The sequence below is a fragment of the Streptomyces sp. NPDC107654 genome (genome assembly GCF_055639035.1).
In genome coordinates, this window is record NZ_JBVKBI010000019.1 from 14,132 (window position 1) to 30,692 (window position 16,561).

General features: G+C 73.5%; 12 protein-coding genes. 5 read left to right on the plus strand and 7 right to left on the minus strand.

Going from position 1 to position 16,561, the window contains the following annotated elements; genetic code table 11:
• The first annotated feature begins 7 nt into the window (after nt 1-7).
• From ACZ7N4_RS28025 to ACZ7N4_RS28040, 4 genes are all read left to right on the plus strand, one after another.
• Nucleotides 8-1,234, plus strand: coding sequence for a winged helix DNA-binding domain-containing protein (locus ACZ7N4_RS28025; RefSeq protein ID WP_471362985.1), 1,227 nt, complete (start codon nt 8-10; stop codon nt 1,232-1,234).
• Nucleotides 1,235-1,322: 88 nt separating this feature from the next.
• On the plus strand, nt 1,323-2,090 hold the full coding sequence (locus ACZ7N4_RS28030) for a thioesterase II family protein (RefSeq protein WP_471362988.1): 768 nt from the start codon (nt 1,323-1,325) through the stop codon (nt 2,088-2,090).
• Nucleotides 2,091-2,129: 39 nt separating this feature from the next.
• The gene (locus ACZ7N4_RS28035) at nt 2,130-3,926 is read left to right on the plus strand and encodes a non-ribosomal peptide synthetase (protein WP_471362991.1); all 1,797 of its coding nucleotides are present in this window, start codon (nt 2,130-2,132) and stop codon (nt 3,924-3,926) included.
• Entirely contained in the window at nt 3,923-5,161 is a 1,239-nt protein-coding gene (locus tag ACZ7N4_RS28040; protein WP_471362994.1) for a cytochrome P450, read from the plus strand. The genes ACZ7N4_RS28035 and ACZ7N4_RS28040 overlap by 4 nt, the downstream gene beginning before the upstream one ends.
• Before the next feature lie 84 nt (nt 5,162-5,245).
• Here the strand turns inward: ACZ7N4_RS28040 and ACZ7N4_RS28045 are convergent, their stop codons facing one another.
• From ACZ7N4_RS28045 to ACZ7N4_RS28070, 6 genes are all read right to left on the minus strand, one after another.
• Nucleotides 5,246-5,473, minus strand: a complete 228-nt coding sequence (locus ACZ7N4_RS28045; protein ID WP_471362997.1) for an MbtH family protein — start codon at nt 5,471-5,473, stop codon at nt 5,246-5,248.
• Nucleotides 5,470-7,440, minus strand: a complete 1,971-nt coding sequence (locus tag ACZ7N4_RS28050; protein WP_471363000.1) for a non-ribosomal peptide synthetase — start codon at nt 7,438-7,440, stop codon at nt 5,470-5,472. The genes ACZ7N4_RS28045 and ACZ7N4_RS28050 overlap by 4 nt, the downstream gene beginning before the upstream one ends.
• Nucleotides 7,441-7,479: 39 nt before the next feature.
• Nucleotides 7,480-9,108, minus strand: coding sequence for a PhpK family radical SAM P-methyltransferase (locus ACZ7N4_RS28055; RefSeq protein WP_471363003.1), 1,629 nt, complete (start codon nt 9,106-9,108; stop codon nt 7,480-7,482).
• Nucleotides 9,095-9,910 (minus strand): thioesterase II family protein, encoded by an 816-nt coding sequence (locus ACZ7N4_RS28060; RefSeq protein ID WP_471363006.1) that lies wholly within the window; start codon nt 9,908-9,910, stop codon nt 9,095-9,097. Before ACZ7N4_RS28060 ends, ACZ7N4_RS28055 begins: the two co-directional genes overlap by 14 nt.
• The gene (locus ACZ7N4_RS28065) at nt 9,907-11,289 is read right to left on the minus strand and encodes a serine hydroxymethyltransferase (RefSeq protein WP_471363009.1); all 1,383 of its coding nucleotides are present in this window, start codon (nt 11,287-11,289) and stop codon (nt 9,907-9,909) included. The genes ACZ7N4_RS28060 and ACZ7N4_RS28065 overlap by 4 nt, the downstream gene beginning before the upstream one ends.
• Nucleotides 11,290-11,726: 437 nt before the next feature.
• Nucleotides 11,727-12,683, minus strand: a complete 957-nt coding sequence (locus ACZ7N4_RS28070; RefSeq protein WP_471363012.1) for a LysR family transcriptional regulator — start codon at nt 12,681-12,683, stop codon at nt 11,727-11,729.
• Between the two features lie 122 nt (nt 12,684-12,805).
• On the opposite strand from ACZ7N4_RS28070, the gene ACZ7N4_RS28075 reads away from it, so the two are divergent.
• Nucleotides 12,806-14,320 (plus strand): MFS transporter, encoded by a 1,515-nt coding sequence (locus tag ACZ7N4_RS28075; RefSeq protein WP_471363015.1) that lies wholly within the window; start codon nt 12,806-12,808, stop codon nt 14,318-14,320.
• Between the two features lie 172 nt (nt 14,321-14,492).
• Here the strand turns inward: ACZ7N4_RS28075 and ACZ7N4_RS28080 are convergent, their stop codons facing one another.
• On the minus strand, nt 14,493-16,406 hold the full coding sequence (locus ACZ7N4_RS28080) for a condensation domain-containing protein (protein WP_471363018.1): 1,914 nt from the start codon (nt 16,404-16,406) through the stop codon (nt 14,493-14,495).
• Between the last annotated feature and the right edge of the window lie 155 nt (nt 16,407-16,561).

Here is a 16,561-nt window from a genome sequence, read left to right on the forward strand (position 1 = left end):
GAGGGCCATGTCCCGTTCCTTACGGCCACGGCCGCTCACTTGGTCCCAGGTGGCGGCCTGGCGGCTGCGCCGGCACCACCTGGTCGACCCCCTGACCGCGCCGGATCCGGGCGATGCCGTGGAAGGCGTCGCGTCGGCGCTGTGCGGTGTGCACGCACAGGTGATGTCGTCGGCCGAACAGGCGGTGGCGGCCCGCACCCGGCTCCCCGACACCGGGGCCGCGGTACGTGCCGCGCTCTGGGACGACCGGAGGCTGGTCAAGACCTGGGCGATGCGGGGCACCCTCCATCTGCTGCCGGCCGCCGAACTCCCGTCGTACGTGGCGGCGCTCCGGCACGACGGGCGTCTTCTGACCGAACGGCTCCTGGAGCAGCAGGGGATCGCGCCGCGCGATGTGGAGCTGGTCCTGGACGCGTTGCCGGAGGCGCTGGGCGGGGAGACGCTCACCCGGGAGGAGCTGGCCGAACGCCTCGGTGCCGTCACGGGTGACGACGCGCTCGGCGAGAAGGTGCGCTCGGGGTGGGGGGTCCTGCTCAAACCGGCGGCGCGGCGGGGCCTGTTGTGCTTCGGCCCGCAGCGGGGCCGCAACGTGACCTTCTGCGCGCCGCGTCACTGGCTCGGCGGCCACGGCGAACCGCGCGGGGACACCGAACCGCCCCGGCCGGCGGCGGTTCCCGACGACGCGGAGCCGCCCGGGCCGGCCCGGGCGCTCGGCCGGATGCTGGAACGCTATCTGCGCGCGTACGGCCCGGCCGCACCGGACGACTTCGCCCGTTGGTGGGGCACGGGCACGCCCGAGGTCCGCGCGGCCCTGCGCGAACTGGGCGACGCGGTGGAGGCCACGAGTGTCGAGGGCCACCGGGCGTGGGCTCTGCGGGAGGACCTCGACGCGATGGAGGCGGCCCGCCCCGCGGCGGGCGACACCCCCCTGGTCCGGCTGCTCCCCGGTTTCGATCCCTACGTCGTGGGCGTGTCCCGGCAGTTGGCGTCCCTGCTGCCCGATCCGGCGCTGCGCACGAAGGTGTCGCGGACCGCGGGCTGGATCTCCCCCGTGCTGGTCGTCGACGGCCTGATCGGCGGGGTGTGGACGGCGCGGCGGTCGGCGCGGCACACCGAGGTCGAGGTCGAGGCGTTCACGCCGCTGCGCCCCGGGCTGCGCCGCCGGGTCACCGAGGAGGCAGAGACGCTGCTGGCGGCCTCCGGTGACCACGAGGTCGCGGTCCGCTTCGCATAACCGGTCGCTAACCTCCCCGCCCTAGGGTCGCGCTCCGACCGCCGCGGCACAGCCGAGCCGCGTCGGCGGACGGACCTGGGGAGGACGGATGATCCCACCGGCCACGGGCAGGAGGCCGCCCCCGGCGGGACGCTGGCTGCTGCGCGAGCCGTCGCACGAGTCTGCGGCACGCTTGTTCTGCCTGCCGTTCGCCGGCACCGGAGCCGCCTCGTTCCGCGGCTGGCCCGGCCGGATCGGCCCGCTGGAGGTGTGCCCGGTGCAGTTGCCCGGGCGGGAGAACCGCATCCGCGAGGACGGCTACCGCGACTTCGACACCTTCGCCGCGGACGCCTCGCGGGCACTGACGCCGTACCTGGACCGGCCGTACGCGCTGTTCGGGCACTGCATGGGAGCGCTGCTGTGCTACGCGCTGGCGGTACGGATCCAGGAGGACGGCGGGCGGCTTCCCGACCGGCTGTACCTCTCCTCCTGCCTGGTGCCCAGCCGCGGCTTCTTCGGCATGTTCCACCCGTCCATGAGCGACGAGCGGCTCGGCCGTGAACTCGGCCGGGTCGTGAGGCGGTTGGGCGGCGGTGAGATCCTGCCGGACCTGCTCCCCCTCGCGATCCGCGTGCTGCGCAACGACGTCGACATGTGCTACGGCTACCGGCCCCCGGGCCCGTACGCGCTCAAGTCGCCGATCAGCGCGATCGGCTGGCGCGACGACCCGGACGTGGGGCCGCGCGACCTGCGCGAGTGGGACTCCTACGGTCAGGTCACCCATCACACCCTCGACGGTGACGCGCTCGCCTACCTGACCGCGCCCACCGCCCTGACGGAACTGATCGCCGCGGACTTCGCACCCGCCGCCCCGTGACCGGGATCCGTCCGGGGCCGTCTGCTGGAAGGGACGACGATGAATCAGGACGCACGTGAGGCCGGATCCGCGACCCTCGTGGCGCTGTTCGCGCGGAGCGTGGGCCGGTACCCGGACGCCCCGGCGGTGAGCGACGGCACGTCGCGCCTGTCGTACGCGGAGCTGGACCGCCGTTCCACCGCGCTGGCCCGGGCACTGGTCCGGCGGGGGGTGCGCCGGGGCGACCGGGTCGGCCTGTACCTGCCGCGGGGCGTCGACCTGGTGACCGCCGTGGTGGGCGTGTTGCGGGCGGGCGCCGCCTGTCTGCCCGTCGACACCGGGTATCCGGCGGCCCGCCGGGACCACATGCTGTCGGCGGGCCGGGTGGCCTGCGTGATCACCGAGCCGGCCCGGTCCGAGGGGCCGGTGGGCGCCGGCTGCCCGGTCGTGGAGTGGAGCGGCGCCGAGGCAGGCACCACGACCGACGGCCCGCCGCTGCCGGAGCCGGCCGGGGCGGACGCGGCCTGTGTGCTGTTCACCTCCGGCTCGACGGGCACCCCGAAGGGCGTCGTGCTCGAACACCGGCAGATGGCCGCCTTCGCCCTGGACCCGGCGCTGCCCGAACTGCGTCCCGGTGACCGGTCGGGGCAGGCCGCGAGCGTCTCGTTCGACACGTTCACCTTCGAGGTCTGGCGGGCCCTCGCGGGCGGTGCCGAGATCGCCGTACTGCCCTCGTTCGCGCAGCTGCTGGCCACCGATCTCCAGCGCGAGCTGCGGCGGCGCCGGATCACCGCGATGCTGGCGCCGGCCGTCGCCCTCAACGACGTGGTGCGCCACGACCGTGAGGCGTTCTCCTCGCTGCGGCTGTTGTGCTCGGGCGGCGACGTCCTGCTCCCGGCGACCTGCCGGGACCTGCTGGCGGGCGGCTTCACCGGACGGTTGTTCAACCTCTACGGCCCCACCGAGACCACCGTCGCGTGCACGGGGCACGAGATCCGCAGCGCTCCGCCGGACACCGAGGAGAGCGTTCCCATCGGCAGCGCCTTCGCGGGCGCACGCCTGTACGTGCTCGACCCGGCGCTGCGTCCCGTGCCGCCCGGCACGCCCGGCGAGCTGCACGTGGCGGGCAGCGGGGTGGGCCGGGGCTATCTCGGCCGGCCGGGGCTGACCGCCGCCCGTTTCCTGCCCGACCCGTTCGCCGGGGACGGCAGCCGCATGTACCGCACGGGTGACCGGGTCCGGCAGCGGCCGGACGGGGTCGTGGAGTACCTGGGCCGGATCGACCGCCAGTGGAAGATCAGCGGCTACCGGGTGGAGCCCGGTGAGGTGGAGGCGGCGGTGCGCAGTCATCCCGGGGTGCGGGAGTGCGCGGTGACCGCGGTCGGCGAGGCGGGTGCGCGGCGCCTGGTGGCGTTCACCGTGCCCGCCGGCGAGGCGCTGTCGCTGCGGGAACTGCGGGCCTTCCTGGAGCAGCGTGTGCCCCGGTACCTGGTGCCGTCCGAGTTCGTGGTCCTGCCGTCGATGCCGACCGATCCGCACGGCAAACGGGACTGGGACCGCCTGTCGGCGATCCACGCGGACCGCCCCGTGCGCGGTGCCGGTCACGCTCCCCCGCGGGACGACGTCGAGCGCTACCTGGTGCGGTTGTGGGAGGACCTGCTGGCCCTGGAGGGCATCGGTGTCCACGACGACTTCTTCGCGCTCGGCGGGCACTCCCTGCTGGCGGTCCGGGCCCGCCTGACGATCCAGCGGGACATGCGGATCTCGCTCAAGCCGGAAGCGCTGTTCGAGGACAGCGTGCTGGAGGACCTGGCCCGCGTCATCAACGAGAAGCGAAAGGCGATGGTGAGCTCATGACCGGCCGCACACAGCCAGACGCGCCGACCGACGCGCCGATCGACCTCAACGACCTGGACCTGTTCGTGTCCGGCGACCCGCACGCCGCGTGGTCGTGGCTGCGGGAGAACGCGCCCGTGTACTGGAACCCGACGCCGGAAGGCGGCTTCTGGGCGCTGACGAAGTACGAGGACGTCGCCGCCGCGTACATCGACGCGTCCGCGTTCTCGTCCCGGTTCGGAACGGTGCTGGGCGGTTCGTACCGCAACGCCGCGGACACCGCGTCCGGCCAGATGCTGATCTGCTCCGATCCGCCCGACCACCGGCTGCTGCGCCAGCAGGTCCACAAGGCCTTCGCACCCTGGATGATCGAGAAGGCCACGCGGCGGGTGGTGGAGTTCCTCGACGCGGCACTGGACAAGTTCGTGGCCGCCGGCGGCGGCGACTTCGCCACCGAGGTGGCGCTGGAGCTCCCGGCCGGTTTCCTGTCCGCGATGTTCGACCTCGGACGCGACGACGCGTTCCGGCTGCTGCGGCTCACCCGTTCCATGATCGGGCACAAGGACCCGGAGTACGCGGGCTCGGCCCGGACGGGGATGACGCTGGTGGCCTCCCAGGTGGAGATCTTCGACATGGTCTCCGAGCTGATGGAGCGACGACGGCGCGAACCGGGCGGCGACCTGGTCAGCATCCTGTGCTCGGCCGAGGTCAACGGCCGCCCCATGTCGGACAGTCAGATCCTCTACAACTGCCTGAACGTGGCGGTGGGCGGCAACGAGACCACCCCGTACACCGCCACGGCGGCCGTGCTGGCCCTGGCGGACCACCCCGACCAGGCCGAGCGTCTGATCGCCGACCCCGGGCTGCTGGGCACCGCGGTGGAGGAGGTCTTCCGCTGGACGTCCACCAACGCCTACGTGCAGCGGACGGCCACCCGCGACGTGGAACTCCGCGGCGCCCTCATCCGCGCCGGGGACTCGGTCACGCTGTGGAACGCCTCCGCCAACCGGGACGAGGAGCAGTTCCCCGCACCGGACGTCTTCGACGTCTCCCGCACCCCGAACCAGCATCTGGCGTTCGGCGTGGCGGCGCACCGCTGCATCGGCATGGGCGGAGCACGGCAGGAGATCACCCTGCTCATGCGGGCGCTGGCGGAGCGCCGGCTGCGGTTCCGCGTGGCCGGTCCCGTCGAGCGCCTGCGGTCGAACTTCATGCTGGGCATCAAGCACCTGCCGGTGACGGTGACCGTCGGCTGAGCCGCGAAGGAACGGCCGCGGCATACGGCGGGAGGGGGGAGACGGTGTCTCCCCCCTCCCGCCGCCGTATGCCGGCCGGCTCCGTCACGTCCGCCCGGTGGCGTGCCGGAGGCTCAGCGGCCGCATGTCGGTCCAGTGCTCGTCCACGTAGCGCTCGCACTCCTCCTCGCTGCCGGAGAAGCCGGTGTGCCGCCAGCCGCCGGGCGGCTCCCGGTCGGCGGGGAACAGGCCGTACTGCTCCTCGACGTTGACCAGCACGTTCCATGCGCGGGGCGCGGAGTCCGCACCGGCGTCCTCGTGGTCGACGCTCATGCCATGCCCTCCACCGTGTCGTCGCCGTTCTCGTCGCCGTTCTCGTCCGCGTGCTTGTCCGTGTGCTTGGCCGCGTGCTTGGCCGCGTGCTTGGCCGCTGCGGTCCCGGCGTCCCCGGGCCGGTCGTGCGCCGTCTGTTCCAGGTGCGCGGCCAGGGTGCGCAGCCGGGGGTTGGCGAAGACGGTGCTCATGGGGACGGCGAGCCGGGTGGCTCGCCTGATGCGGGCCGCCACCCGGATGGCCAGCAGCGAGTTCCCGCCGATGCGGAAGAAGTCCTCGTCCGCGCCGACCTCTTCGACGCCGAGGACCTCGCACCAGGTCCGGGCCACCAGTTCCTCGTACGGCCCCGTGGGCGCGGCGTGCGCGGCCGTCCGGTCGGGGGCGCCGGTCGTACGCGGCTCGGGTCGCGGGAGCGCGGCCCGGTCCGCCTTTCCCGACCCGTTCAGCGGGAAGGCGTCCACGACGACGTAGGCGGCGGGCACCATGTGGTCCGGGAGGTGCCGGCGCGCCCATGCGTCCAGGTCCTCCTCGTCGGGTCGTCGCGGTGCGTTCGGCGCGCTCCGGCAGTACGCGACCAGGGCGGGGGCCGCGGGCACGTCGTCGCGCTTGACGACGAGGGCCTCGGCCACCAGCGGATGCCCGCCGAGCACCGCCTCGATCTCACCGGGCTCGATCCGGAAACCCCGCAGCTTGATCTGGTGGTCGAGCCGGCCCAGATAGGCGAGCGTGCCGTCGGTACGCCGGCGGGCCAGGTCTCCCGTGCGGTACAGCCGGCTGCCGTTCGCGGCGAACGGGTCCGGGACGAAGCGGGCAGCGGTCAGTCCGGGCCGGCCCAGATACCCGCGGGCGAGTCCGGTGCCGGCGAGGCAGATCTCCCCCGGCTCGCCGTCGGGGACGGGGCGCAGGTCCGGCCCGAGCAGGTGCAGGCCCACCCCGGGCAGGGGTGCGCCCAGGTGCGGGTCGTGCCGTGCCTCGACGGGGGTGCTGGTGACGTCCACGGTGCATTCGGTGGGGCCGTACAGGTTGTGGGCCACGGCGGCACCGGTCGCTCGGAGGGCGGCCAGGGACCGCCAGAGGTCCGGGTCGATGGCCTCGCCGCCGACGAGCAGCGTGAGCGGGTCCGCATCGGCCGCGGGCGTCAGGTGCTCGACGAGGGGGCGGAGGTGGGAGGGCGTGATGTCCAGGTCGGTGACGCGCTGTTCGCGCAGGAACCGGGCGAGCGCCTCCGGGTCGGTGCGCAGGTCCTCGGGCAGGAGGAGCAGTGTGTCGCCGGCGCAGGCACGGATCCACTGCTGCACGGAGGCGTCGAAGGAGATGCTCGCGTTCCACCCGACGCGGGCCGGTTCCCGGCGGACGATGCCGGCACCGCGCAGCCGGTCCAGCAGCTCGGTCAGGGCGCCGTGCGGGATCTGTACGCCCTTGGGCCGGCCGGTGGAGCCGGAGGTGTAGATGACGTAGGCGGGATGGCCGGGGCGGAGGTCCACCCGGGGCGGACCCGCCGCCGCGTCGGTGTCCAGGTCGAGGGAGTCGAGGTACAGGGCGCGGTCGCGCAGCGGCCGGGGCAGCCGGGCGGCGACCGAGGAGTGGGTCACCACGGTCGTCATGCCGCAGTCGGCGGCCAGGAAGCGGAGCCGGTCCTCGGGGTGGGCCGGATCCAGTGGTACATAGGCCGCGCCCGACTTCAGGATGCCGAACAGGCCCACCGTCAGGTCCGCGGTCCGGGGCAGGCACAGGCCCACCATGGTCTCCGGGCCGGCTCCCCTGGCGCGCAGGACGCGGGCCAGTGCGTCGGAGTGGGTCCGGAGCCTGCGGAAGGTCAGCGACCGGGCCGCGGCGACGACGGCGGGCCGGCCCGGATGCCGGGCGGCGGCACGGTCGAGTCCGCGGTGGACGGGCTCCCACTCCCCCGGCGGGCTCGGTGCCCCCTCGCGCGTGACGGTGGCCCAGGGTGTGCTGCTGCGTGTCACACGGTCCTCCTCTGCCCTGTTCGGCGCGGCCCTCTCCGGTCAGTACCGGTACTTGGCCGGTTCGGCGTCCAGGGCGGCTACGGCGTCGGCGAACTCACGTTCCAGGGTGGCCAGGCGCGTGGCGTCCGGCGTGGCGGCGTCGCGTTCGCGCATCAGCCGCTGGGTGGTGTCCAGCAGCGGCTTGAGCGCGGCTGCCGTGACGTTCTTGCCCGCCAGGTACGGCAGGGACCAGAAGTCGAAGTCGTACAGGGGCAGCCAGGTCGACTCGGTGACCGCGTCGAACATGGCGTCGCAGTGGGCGGCGGCCTCCCGGGAGTTCATCGTGAAGTGTTCCCAGCTGTAGCCCGCGCCCTTGATGCCGTACAGCTCCCGGTTGCGGTAGACGGGTGAGCGCTCGTTGCCCCACCACGCCTGGGCCCGCCAGAAGTCGGGGGCGGTCTCGTTGAGGAAGTCGACGGTGTTGGCGACGGTGCGTTCGTTCTCACCGGGGAAGCCGACGATGAGGGAGGCGAAGGTGGTCACGCCGCGTTCCTTCAGCCGCTGGATCCCGGTGCGGTACTGGCTGTCCTGCGCGAGCTTGTTCATGTTCTGCAGGACCTGGGCGTCCCCGGACTCGATGCCGAGGAAGACGCCGGCGCACCCGGACTCCGCCGCGAGGTCGAAGGTCTCGTCGTCGCGGGCGTTGGAGCAGCGCAGGTAGGAGTACCACCGCAGACCGAGGTCCTCCTCGATCATCATGCGGCACAGCTCCTTGAACCGTTTGGGCGGGACGTTGAAGGTGTCGTCGACGAACACGACGTTGCGTACGCCCTTCTCGGCGAGGGTCCGCAGCTCCCGGCGCACGGTGTCGATCGAGGCGGTGGTCAGGGCGCCGGCCCGGGAGGGGTAGTCGCAGAAGGCGCATTTGAAGGCGCAGCTGCGGGCCGTGCGGGTCTGTGCCGTGGCGCCGATCTGCCGGCTGCTGAAGCGGCTCCAGTCGATGGCGCAGGCGTCCAGGTCGTTGGCCTCGGGGCGGCGGCGGGTGAGCACCCAGGTGTCGTCGGGGCAGTGGATGACGTTGGGGACCTTCTCCACGGAGGCGCCCGCGGTCAGCGCCGCGCACAGGTCGGCCAGGGTCTGTTCGCCCTGGGACTCCTGGACGTAGGTGTCGGCGCCCATGGCGAAGAACATGTCCTGGAGCTCGTCGGTGATGCCGTTGAGGCACAGGTTGTCGATGAGGGGGCCGCCCACCACGATGTGCGTGTCGGGCGCGTGCTTGCGCACGAACTCCACGATCTGCACGACCGGCAGGATCGTCACGTAGAACGTCGTCGTGATCGCCACCATGCGCGGGCGCCGGCTGAGCAGCCCGGCCAGCTCCTCCTGCTCGGCCCCGAACAGCGAGACGGGTTCCGCGGAGTACCCCTGCCGGCGCAGGTGGTTGGTGAGGTAGAGCGCGGCGAGGTTGAAGACCTCGCCCACGTGGTAGCGGTCGTTGCGTCCGGTGGCGCGGTTGCGCAGCCGGCTGAACGCCTCCAGCCACGGCATGGAACGGCCCTCGAGGACGAGGTGCTCCTTGCGGTAGATCTGCCACTCGGGGGAGTCCGGACCGGCCTGTTCGCACATCAGCCGGTAGTCGTCGAAGTCACCGGCGTGGTAACCGATGACGACGCAGTCAAGTCCGGTCATGTTCGGCTCGCTTTCCGCTCGGGTCGGCGGGGGTGGGGAGGTGGGCGCGCACGAGTCCGGTCACGTACGGCAGGTGGTCGGCGAAGTGGAAGTGGTCGCCCGGGAGGAGGTGCACCTCCGCGGCCCGCCGGGTCCGCTCGGTCCACGCCCTGAGGGTGGGCTCGCTCACCAGGCGGTCCTCGGTGCCGCCCAGCACGGTGATGGGGCAACCCAGCCGTCGTGGTGCGGGCCCGAACCGGTAGTTCTCCACGATCGTCAGGTCCGCGCGGACGGCGTCGAGGACGAGCGTGAGCAGATCGGGGTCGGCCAGCACCTCCGCCGGCATCCCGCCGTACTCGTGCAGCCAGTCCACCAGCGCCGGGTCCGACCAGAGGGCGTCGCCGTAGGTCGCGCCAGGTTCGCGGGCGTGCGGTGCCCAGGCCCCCGACACGCACAGGGCGGCGGGCGGGCGCCCGGTCTGCTCCAGCTGCCAGGCCACCTCGAAGCCGAGGAGTGCGCCCAGGCTGTTTCCGAAGATGACCAGGGGCAGGTCCAGGGCGTCCAGCGCCTCGACGAGGGCGTCGCGCAACTCCTCCATGCTGCGCGCCGGCGGCTCGCCGAAGCGGGAGCCGCGGCCGGGGTACTGGGCGGCGAGGACGGTGACGTCGTCGGGGAAGTGCGCGGGCCATTCGGTGAAGGCGTGGGCGCTGCCCCCGCCGTGCGGCAGCAGGAGGAGGGCCGCGGTGTGCGGTCCGGGGGTCGGCCGCAGGTCCCACACCCAGGGCCGGGAGAAGTAGGCGGCGCGCTGGGGTGCGGAGGTCATACGGCCGGCTCCGCCGTGTAGCCGGGGAGCGGGTGCCGTCGGCACAGCCGGTGCACGGCTCGCCGTACCCGGTCCCGTACGACGGGGTCGAGCCGGTGTCCGGCGCCGCCGGCCGGCTCGGTCGCGGCGAGGACCTGGTGGACCAGGTCGGCGCACTCCCCCATGTCCCGCGGTTCCAGGCCGCGTTGGGCGAGGATGTTGGTCCCGAACCGGAGCCCGCTGGTCAGGCGCGGGGAGCGGGTGTCGTTCGGGATGCGGTTGCGGTTGGCGAGGATGCCGCACTCCTCCAGGGCACGCTCCGCGGCCGCCCCGGACAGGCCGAGGGGCGTGGTGTCCACCAGGACCATGTGGGTGTCGGTGCCGCCGGTGAGCACGCGGTGACCGCGGCGGGTCAGCTCCTCGGCCAGGGCCCGGGCGTCGCGCACGATGCGCTCGGCCAGCTCCCGGAACTCCGGTCGCGCCACCAGCGCGAGGGCCCGCGCCTTCGCGGCGATGCCGGCGGCGTTCAGGGTGCCCTGGCTGCGCGGGAAGACCGCCCGCTGCATGAGCTGGGCGAGGGTGCGGACCCCGTCGGGTCCGGGTGTGTCGCACTCGGCGCCGCTCAGGATCAGTCCGCCGCGCGGGCCGCCGAGTTGCTTGTAGGTGCTGAGTGTGGTGATGTGCGCGCGGTCGATCGGGCTGGGGTGCACGCCCGCGGCGACGAGGCCCGCGATGTGCGAGATGTCGGCGAGCAGGTACGCGCCCACCTCGTCGGCGACGGCGCGGAACCGTTCGTAGTCCAGGGCCCTCGGGTAGGCGCTGGCGCCGGCGATGACGACCTTCGGGCGGTACCGGTGCGCCAGGCGCCGCACCTGCTCGTAGTCGATGCGTCCGTCCTCGTCCACGCCGTATCCCACGGCGTGGAAGTAGTCGCCCACCACCGACGCGGGTGCGCCGTGGGTGAGATGGCCGCCCGCGTCGAGGGTGAGACCGAGCACGGTGTCGCCGGGGCGCATGAGGGCGAACAGGACGCTGAGGTTGGCCTGGGAGCACGAGTGCGGCTGGACGTTGGCGTAGCGGGCCCCGAAGACGGCGCGGGTCCGGCGCACGGCCAGCTCCTCCACCTGGTCGAGCCAGCGGCAGCCGGGGTGGTAGCGGGCACCGGGGTACCCCTCGGCCGTGACGTTGGCCAGGACCGAGGCGCCGCAGGCGAGGACGGAGGGGTCGGCGAGGCTGGCGTAGGCGACCATGGCGAGCGTGTCCTGCTGTCGCCTGAACTCCTGTTCCAGCAGCCCGTCCAGCTCCGGATCGTGCCGCCGGAGCGACGCCGCGGCGCTGACGGTCAGGTCCCGCTGCCCGGTGCCCCGCGCCGCGGGCCCGGCCTGGTTCGGCAACGTCAATGAGTCCACTGCCCTGCCCTCGCGTCCTGGGTGCGTGGTCGGCGACCCCGGGGGAACCGGGGCCCGGTGACCGTAGGGCGGCGGGGTTTGGCACCGGTTACGCCGCCCCCGGCGGCCGTGCACCGACGTCGGGTGCGGACCGATGGGCGGAGGGCGACGCACAGGGGGGAGGCAGCCGGCCGGGGGGACAGTCCGGGACCGTCGGCCTGATCGGCACCGGCGGCGGCAGCAGTGGCGACGGCAACGGCAACGGGGATTGTGCCGACGACCGTCTCACGAGCCGGGGTCCGCGGCCGACACCGTGCCGGCTGCGGCTGCGGCAGCGGCAGCGGCAGCGGCAGCGGCAGCGGCAGCGGCAGCGGCAGCGGCAGCGGCAGCGGCAGCGGCAGCGGCAGCGGCAGCGGCAGCGGCAGCAGGGAGCGTGTCCGCCGCCGTGGTTACAGGCCTAGGCCCGACCGGTCCGCGGCGGGTAGCCAGACGGGGCCGAGCGCGTCGGCCATGTCCCGGACGCGGGTGCCGCTCCCGGCGGCGTCGAGCAGCTGCGACAGGAGGCGGTGCGGCCGGTCCCGGCGCCACACGGCCGACCACGGGTACACCGGGGTGGGGTCCACGAGCGGAACCGTCCGGATGCGCTGCCCGTCGGGCACGTTCATGCCCGCGCCGACGAGGGTCGCCTCGCCGGGACTGTCCGCGACGGTGTCCACCAGATGGTCGAGGCTGAGTGCCGGTCCGCTCGTGTTCAGGTCGAGCGACCAGCTGTCGGCGAACTCCCGCACGAAGGCGGTCCATTCCAGCACACCGCCGCCCATGGGCGTTCTCAGGGGGACGCCGGGCAGCTCGGCGAGGCGGACGGACGGCTTCTGGGCGAACGGGTGGTCGAGGCCCACCAGCAGCACGAGGGGTTCCAGTCGCGCCGGACGGTACGCGAACTCGTCCCGCCACGGAGCGCGCAGCGCGTGCACCCGGCCGAACGCCACGTCGATCTCCCCGCGCCGCAGGGCGGGCAGCGCGTTCTCCAGGCCGTGCCGCATGCTCACCTCCAGCGGCGCCTCCGGGTCGGCGTCGATCCAGCGCTGCACGAGGTGTATGGGGACGAGGCGCTCGTCGAGGACGTCGATGCGCAGCGGACGGCCGGCCGCGGCGACGGCGGCGACGGCCGTGTCCGCGGCGTCCAGGGCGGCGACGGCCGGACCCAGGAAGCGGGAGCCCGCCTCGGTCAGTTCCACGCCCTGGCTGGAGCGCTCCAGGAGCCGGGTGCCGAGCAGCTCCTCCAGCCGGCGGATGCGTTTGGACAGCGCCTGCTGGCTGAGGTGGAGGCGCTCGGCCGCCTTGCCGAAGTGCTGCTCGTCGGCCGTCGTGATGAATGCCCTCACCTGCGCCATGTCCAGATCCACGCTCTCATCTTCGAAGACTCCCGATGGTTGTCAAACCGGGAGTGATCGTTGTTGGACAGGCCGCGTGCGCCCGGCATTGACTCGACGTGACGAAGATGTCCGTCCGCTTGCTGGGAGAACAGATGTCCACCATGGAAACCGGGCCCGAGCGCGGAGGAGGCGCCGCCGCACCGCCGGAGCAGCCCGCCGCGTTCCCGCGCCGCTGGAAGGCGCTGGCCGTGCTCTCGCTGGTCCAGTTCATCATCGTGATCGACAACACGGTGGTGAACATCGCGCTGCCCTCGATCGAGGACGATCTGGGCACCTCGCAGGCGGGTCTGGCCTGGGTGGTCAACGGCTATCTGCTGGCCGCGGGCGGACTGCTCCTCCTGGGCGGCCGGGTGGCCGACCTCGTCGGACGCAAGCGACTGTTCGTGATCGGTACGACGCTGTTCGCCCTGGCGTCGCTGACCAGCGGCCTGGCCTGGAACTCCGGCGTGCTCATCGTCAGCCGGTTCGCCCAGGGCGTCGGCGAGGCGATGGCGTCGCCGGCCGCCCTGTCGCTGATCGTCCTGATGTTCACGGACGGCAAGGAACGGGCGAAGGCCCTCGGCATGTGGGGTGGGCTGGCCGGCATGGGGGCGACGGTGGGCGTCCTGCTGTCGGGCGTGCTGGTGGATCTGGCCGGCTGGCGCTGGGTGTTCCTGATCAACCTGCCCGTCGCCGCCGTGGCACTGGCTCTCGCGGCGCGCACGGTTGAGGACGCGCCGGTCACGGGCGCCCGGCGACGGCCGGACGTCTGGGGCGGTCTGCTCATCACGGCCGGGCTCGTGGCGGTCGTCAACGGTCTGCTGCAGGCGTCGGAACACCCGTGGGGCAGTGTGGCGGTGTGGGGGTCCCTCGCCGGCGGGGTGGTGCTGGTCGCGCTGTTCGCGCTGGTCGAGGCCCGGGCGGCGGATCCGATGATGCCGCTGCGGTTCTTCACCGACCGCACCCGGATCACCGCCAATGTGGCCACCGTGTTCCTGACCAGCGCCATGGCCGCGATGTTCTTCCTGGTCACGCTGTACGTGCAGCAGGTCCTCGGCTACTCCCCGCTCCAGTCGGGTCTGGCCTATCTGCCGTTCTGCGCCGCCTTCATCCCCGGGATGGTGGTCTCCACGCAGCTGGTGACGAAGGCCGGCGCGAAGACGGCGATCATCGTGGGCTTCGGTGTCAGCGCGGTCGGCATGCTGCTGCTGGCGCGCATCGACGCCCAGGGCTCGTTCTGGGGACAGCTCGTGCCCGCGACGGTGGTGCTGTCGTTCGGTCTGGCGATCGGCCTGCCGGCACTGCAGAACGCGGCGCTGCACCGCCTGTCGGACGCGGACGCCGGCTTCGGGTCGGGGGTGCAGACGTCGGTGCAGCAGCTGGGCAGTTCGCTCGGACTCGCGGTGCTGACGACGCTCGCCGTCACCCACGCCCATGACGCGCGCGGCTCCGGCGGTGCGGCCGGGCAGGCCATGGTGGACGGTTACCGCTTCGCGTTCGTGACGTCGGCGGTGGTCCTCGTCGTCGGCGCGGTCCTGGTGGCCGTCGTCATGCAGGCCGTACGGCAGCCGCAGCAGCCCGGGTCCCCCCAGGTGCAGGCGCCCCCGGCCGGGGCGCAGCACACCTGACAGCCGGTCACGTCCGACCGGCCCGCGACGAGCGGCCGTCCCGCCGGAGTCATCCCCCGCCTCCGGTTCGGGGCGGCCGCTCTTCTTCCCTCCTACGGCTTGTCCCTCCTACGGCTCTTCCCTCCTACGGCTCTTCCCTCCTACGGAGTTCCCCCCCGCGTCGGGCCCGGGTTCAGGGGGTGTCGCGCAGTCGCTCCAGCGCCCGCGCCACCTCCTCGTCGCTCATCCCCTCCACCTGCTCCAGCAGGTCCGCCGCAACGGTCCCGTCGTCGCCCGCCCCGCCGGTTCCGGCGGCGTGGGCACCGGCCTCGACGGCACGGGCCAGCGAGGCGACACTGCTCGTCTCGAAGATCTGCAGCACCGACAGGTCGGTGCCGAACTCCTCGTTGACGGCGGCGATCACGTCCACCGCCAGCATCGAGTAGCCGCCGAGGGCGAAGAAGTCGTCGTCGCGTTCCAGCGCGTCACGGCCCAGGGCACCGGCCCAGATACGGGCCACGGCGCGCTCGGCCTCGGTGCGCGGTGCGCCGCCGCTGCCGGGCACCGGGCCGTCCGGGGATGCGGGAGCCGGGGCGTCGGCCGGTGCCGCGGACCAGGCCGGCAGCGGCGGGCGGGACCGGCCGGACTCCTCGCCCGGCGGTTGCGGCAGGGGTGCGCCGGGGTGCTCCACCGCGGCGCCGAGGATGTCCAGGTAGGCGTCGCAGATCAGGCGGGCGCTGCGCGTGTCGATGCGGTCGCTGTCGTACTCGAACCGGCCGGTCAGCCCCTCCAGGGTGTCGTCCAGCACCAGTTCGAAGTCGAAGCGGACGGTGTCGTTGGACATGCCCCGGCAGGCTGCGCGCACCGAGTCGCCGAGGGGGGTCCAGCCGAGGGTCGCGGGTGTGCCGCCGTAGCTGAAGATCGTCTCGGTGATGGGGTTGGTGCGCCCGTGGCGGGCCGGCCGCAGCTCCTCCACCAGCTTGCCGAACGGCAGGTTCTGGTGCTCGATGGCGCCCAGGACGGCCTCCCTGACCCGGTCGAGGACCGTCGCGAAGGAGGCGCCGCCGCCGGTGTCCGTGCGGATCACGACGGTGTTCGTGAGCGAGCCGAACACCCGCTCGTAGCCGGGGGTGTCGCGGCACGCGAGCGGCAGGGCCGTCGCCACGTCGGGGCGGCGGGCGAGCCGCGCGAGCAGCACCTGGTAGGCGGCCAGCAGGACCATGAACGGCGACCCGGCGTGCTTCCTGGCGAGGCCGACGACCCGCCGGCGCAGGGCTGCCGGGACGGTGAAGCGGACGGTGCGGCCCTGGGGAAGGGCGGTGCCGGCCGGGGCCGGCCGGTCGTAGGTCAGGCGCAGGCCGTCGTAGCCGTCGAGGCGGCGGCGCCAGTAGGCGGTCAGCCGCTCGGTCTCCGCCGGGGTCAGGGTGGCCCGCTGCCAGACGGCGTAGTCGGTCAACTGGGGCCCGGGGTCCGGCAGTACGACGTCACGGCCGGCTGTCAGCGCGGCGTACACGGCGCCGACCTCGTCCAGCAGGACGCCCACCGCTCCGCCGTCGGCGATGGTGTGGGAGGCGATCCACACCAGCACGTGCCGCTCGCCCGCCTCGTCCAGCCGTAGCAGCTCGAAGCACCACAGCGGCGCGGTCTCCAGGTCGAAGACGGTGCGGGCGAGTTCCAGGCAGCGGGCGTCGGCCGCGGCGCGGGGGTCGTCGTGCCGGGACAGATCACACATCGGCAGCTCCACCGGCACCCGTTCCCGGACCACCTGGCGCAGCCCGCCGGGGTCGGGTCGCAGCCCGGTGCGCAGGGCGTCGTGCCGTTGGACGACCGTGCGCAGTGCGGTGTGCAGGTGGTGCGGCTCCAGGGGGCCTTCCAGATCGAAGCGGAAGGGCACGTTGTAGTTCGGGGTGCCGGCGGTCAGCCGGCTGAGGAACCACAGCTGTTCCTGGGTGTGGGTGGCCGGGCGGGGGGCCGCGGGGTCGGCGCGCGGCACCGGCGGGGCGGCGGGTGTCTCCGGTCGTCCGTGTGCGGGGGGCTGTCCGGCCCGCGCGCGCTCGGCGAGGCGGGTCCACTGCTGGGGCGTCAGGCGGCTGAGGGAGTCGTCCATGACCGACCGAGGCTAGGGCCGCCGGGTTAGCGCCCGGTTACGCCCCACCGCGTAACCCTTGCCTAACCTCGGCGGTCTACCGTCCCCGCCTCCTGTCTCCAGCGCGGAAAGGGCGGAACGTCGTGCGGGACACCCACTCCCCCGAGTCACAGCTC

Coding starts and splice junctions, on each gene's coding strand:
- ACZ7N4_RS28025 (WP_471362985.1), top strand. CDS start 8: ATGTCCCGTTCCTTACGGCCACGGCCGCTCACTTGGTCCCAGGTGGCG.
- ACZ7N4_RS28030 (WP_471362988.1), top strand. CDS start 1,323: ATGATCCCACCGGCCACGGGCAGGAGGCCGCCCCCGGCGGGACGCTGG.
- ACZ7N4_RS28035 (WP_471362991.1), top strand. CDS start 2,130: ATGAATCAGGACGCACGTGAGGCCGGATCCGCGACCCTCGTGGCGCTG.
- ACZ7N4_RS28040 (WP_471362994.1), top strand. CDS start 3,923: ATGACCGGCCGCACACAGCCAGACGCGCCGACCGACGCGCCGATCGAC.
- ACZ7N4_RS28045 (WP_471362997.1), bottom strand. CDS start 5,473: ATGAGCGTCGACCACGAGGACGCCGGTGCGGACTCCGCGCCCCGCGCA.
- ACZ7N4_RS28055 (WP_471363003.1), bottom strand. CDS start 9,108: ATGACCGGACTTGACTGCGTCGTCATCGGTTACCACGCCGGTGACTTC.
- ACZ7N4_RS28060 (WP_471363006.1), bottom strand. CDS start 9,910: ATGACCTCCGCACCCCAGCGCGCCGCCTACTTCTCCCGGCCCTGGGTG.
- ACZ7N4_RS28075 (WP_471363015.1), top strand. CDS start 12,806: ATGTCCACCATGGAAACCGGGCCCGAGCGCGGAGGAGGCGCCGCCGCA.
- ACZ7N4_RS28080 (WP_471363018.1), bottom strand. CDS start 16,406: ATGGACGACTCCCTCAGCCGCCTGACGCCCCAGCAGTGGACCCGCCTC.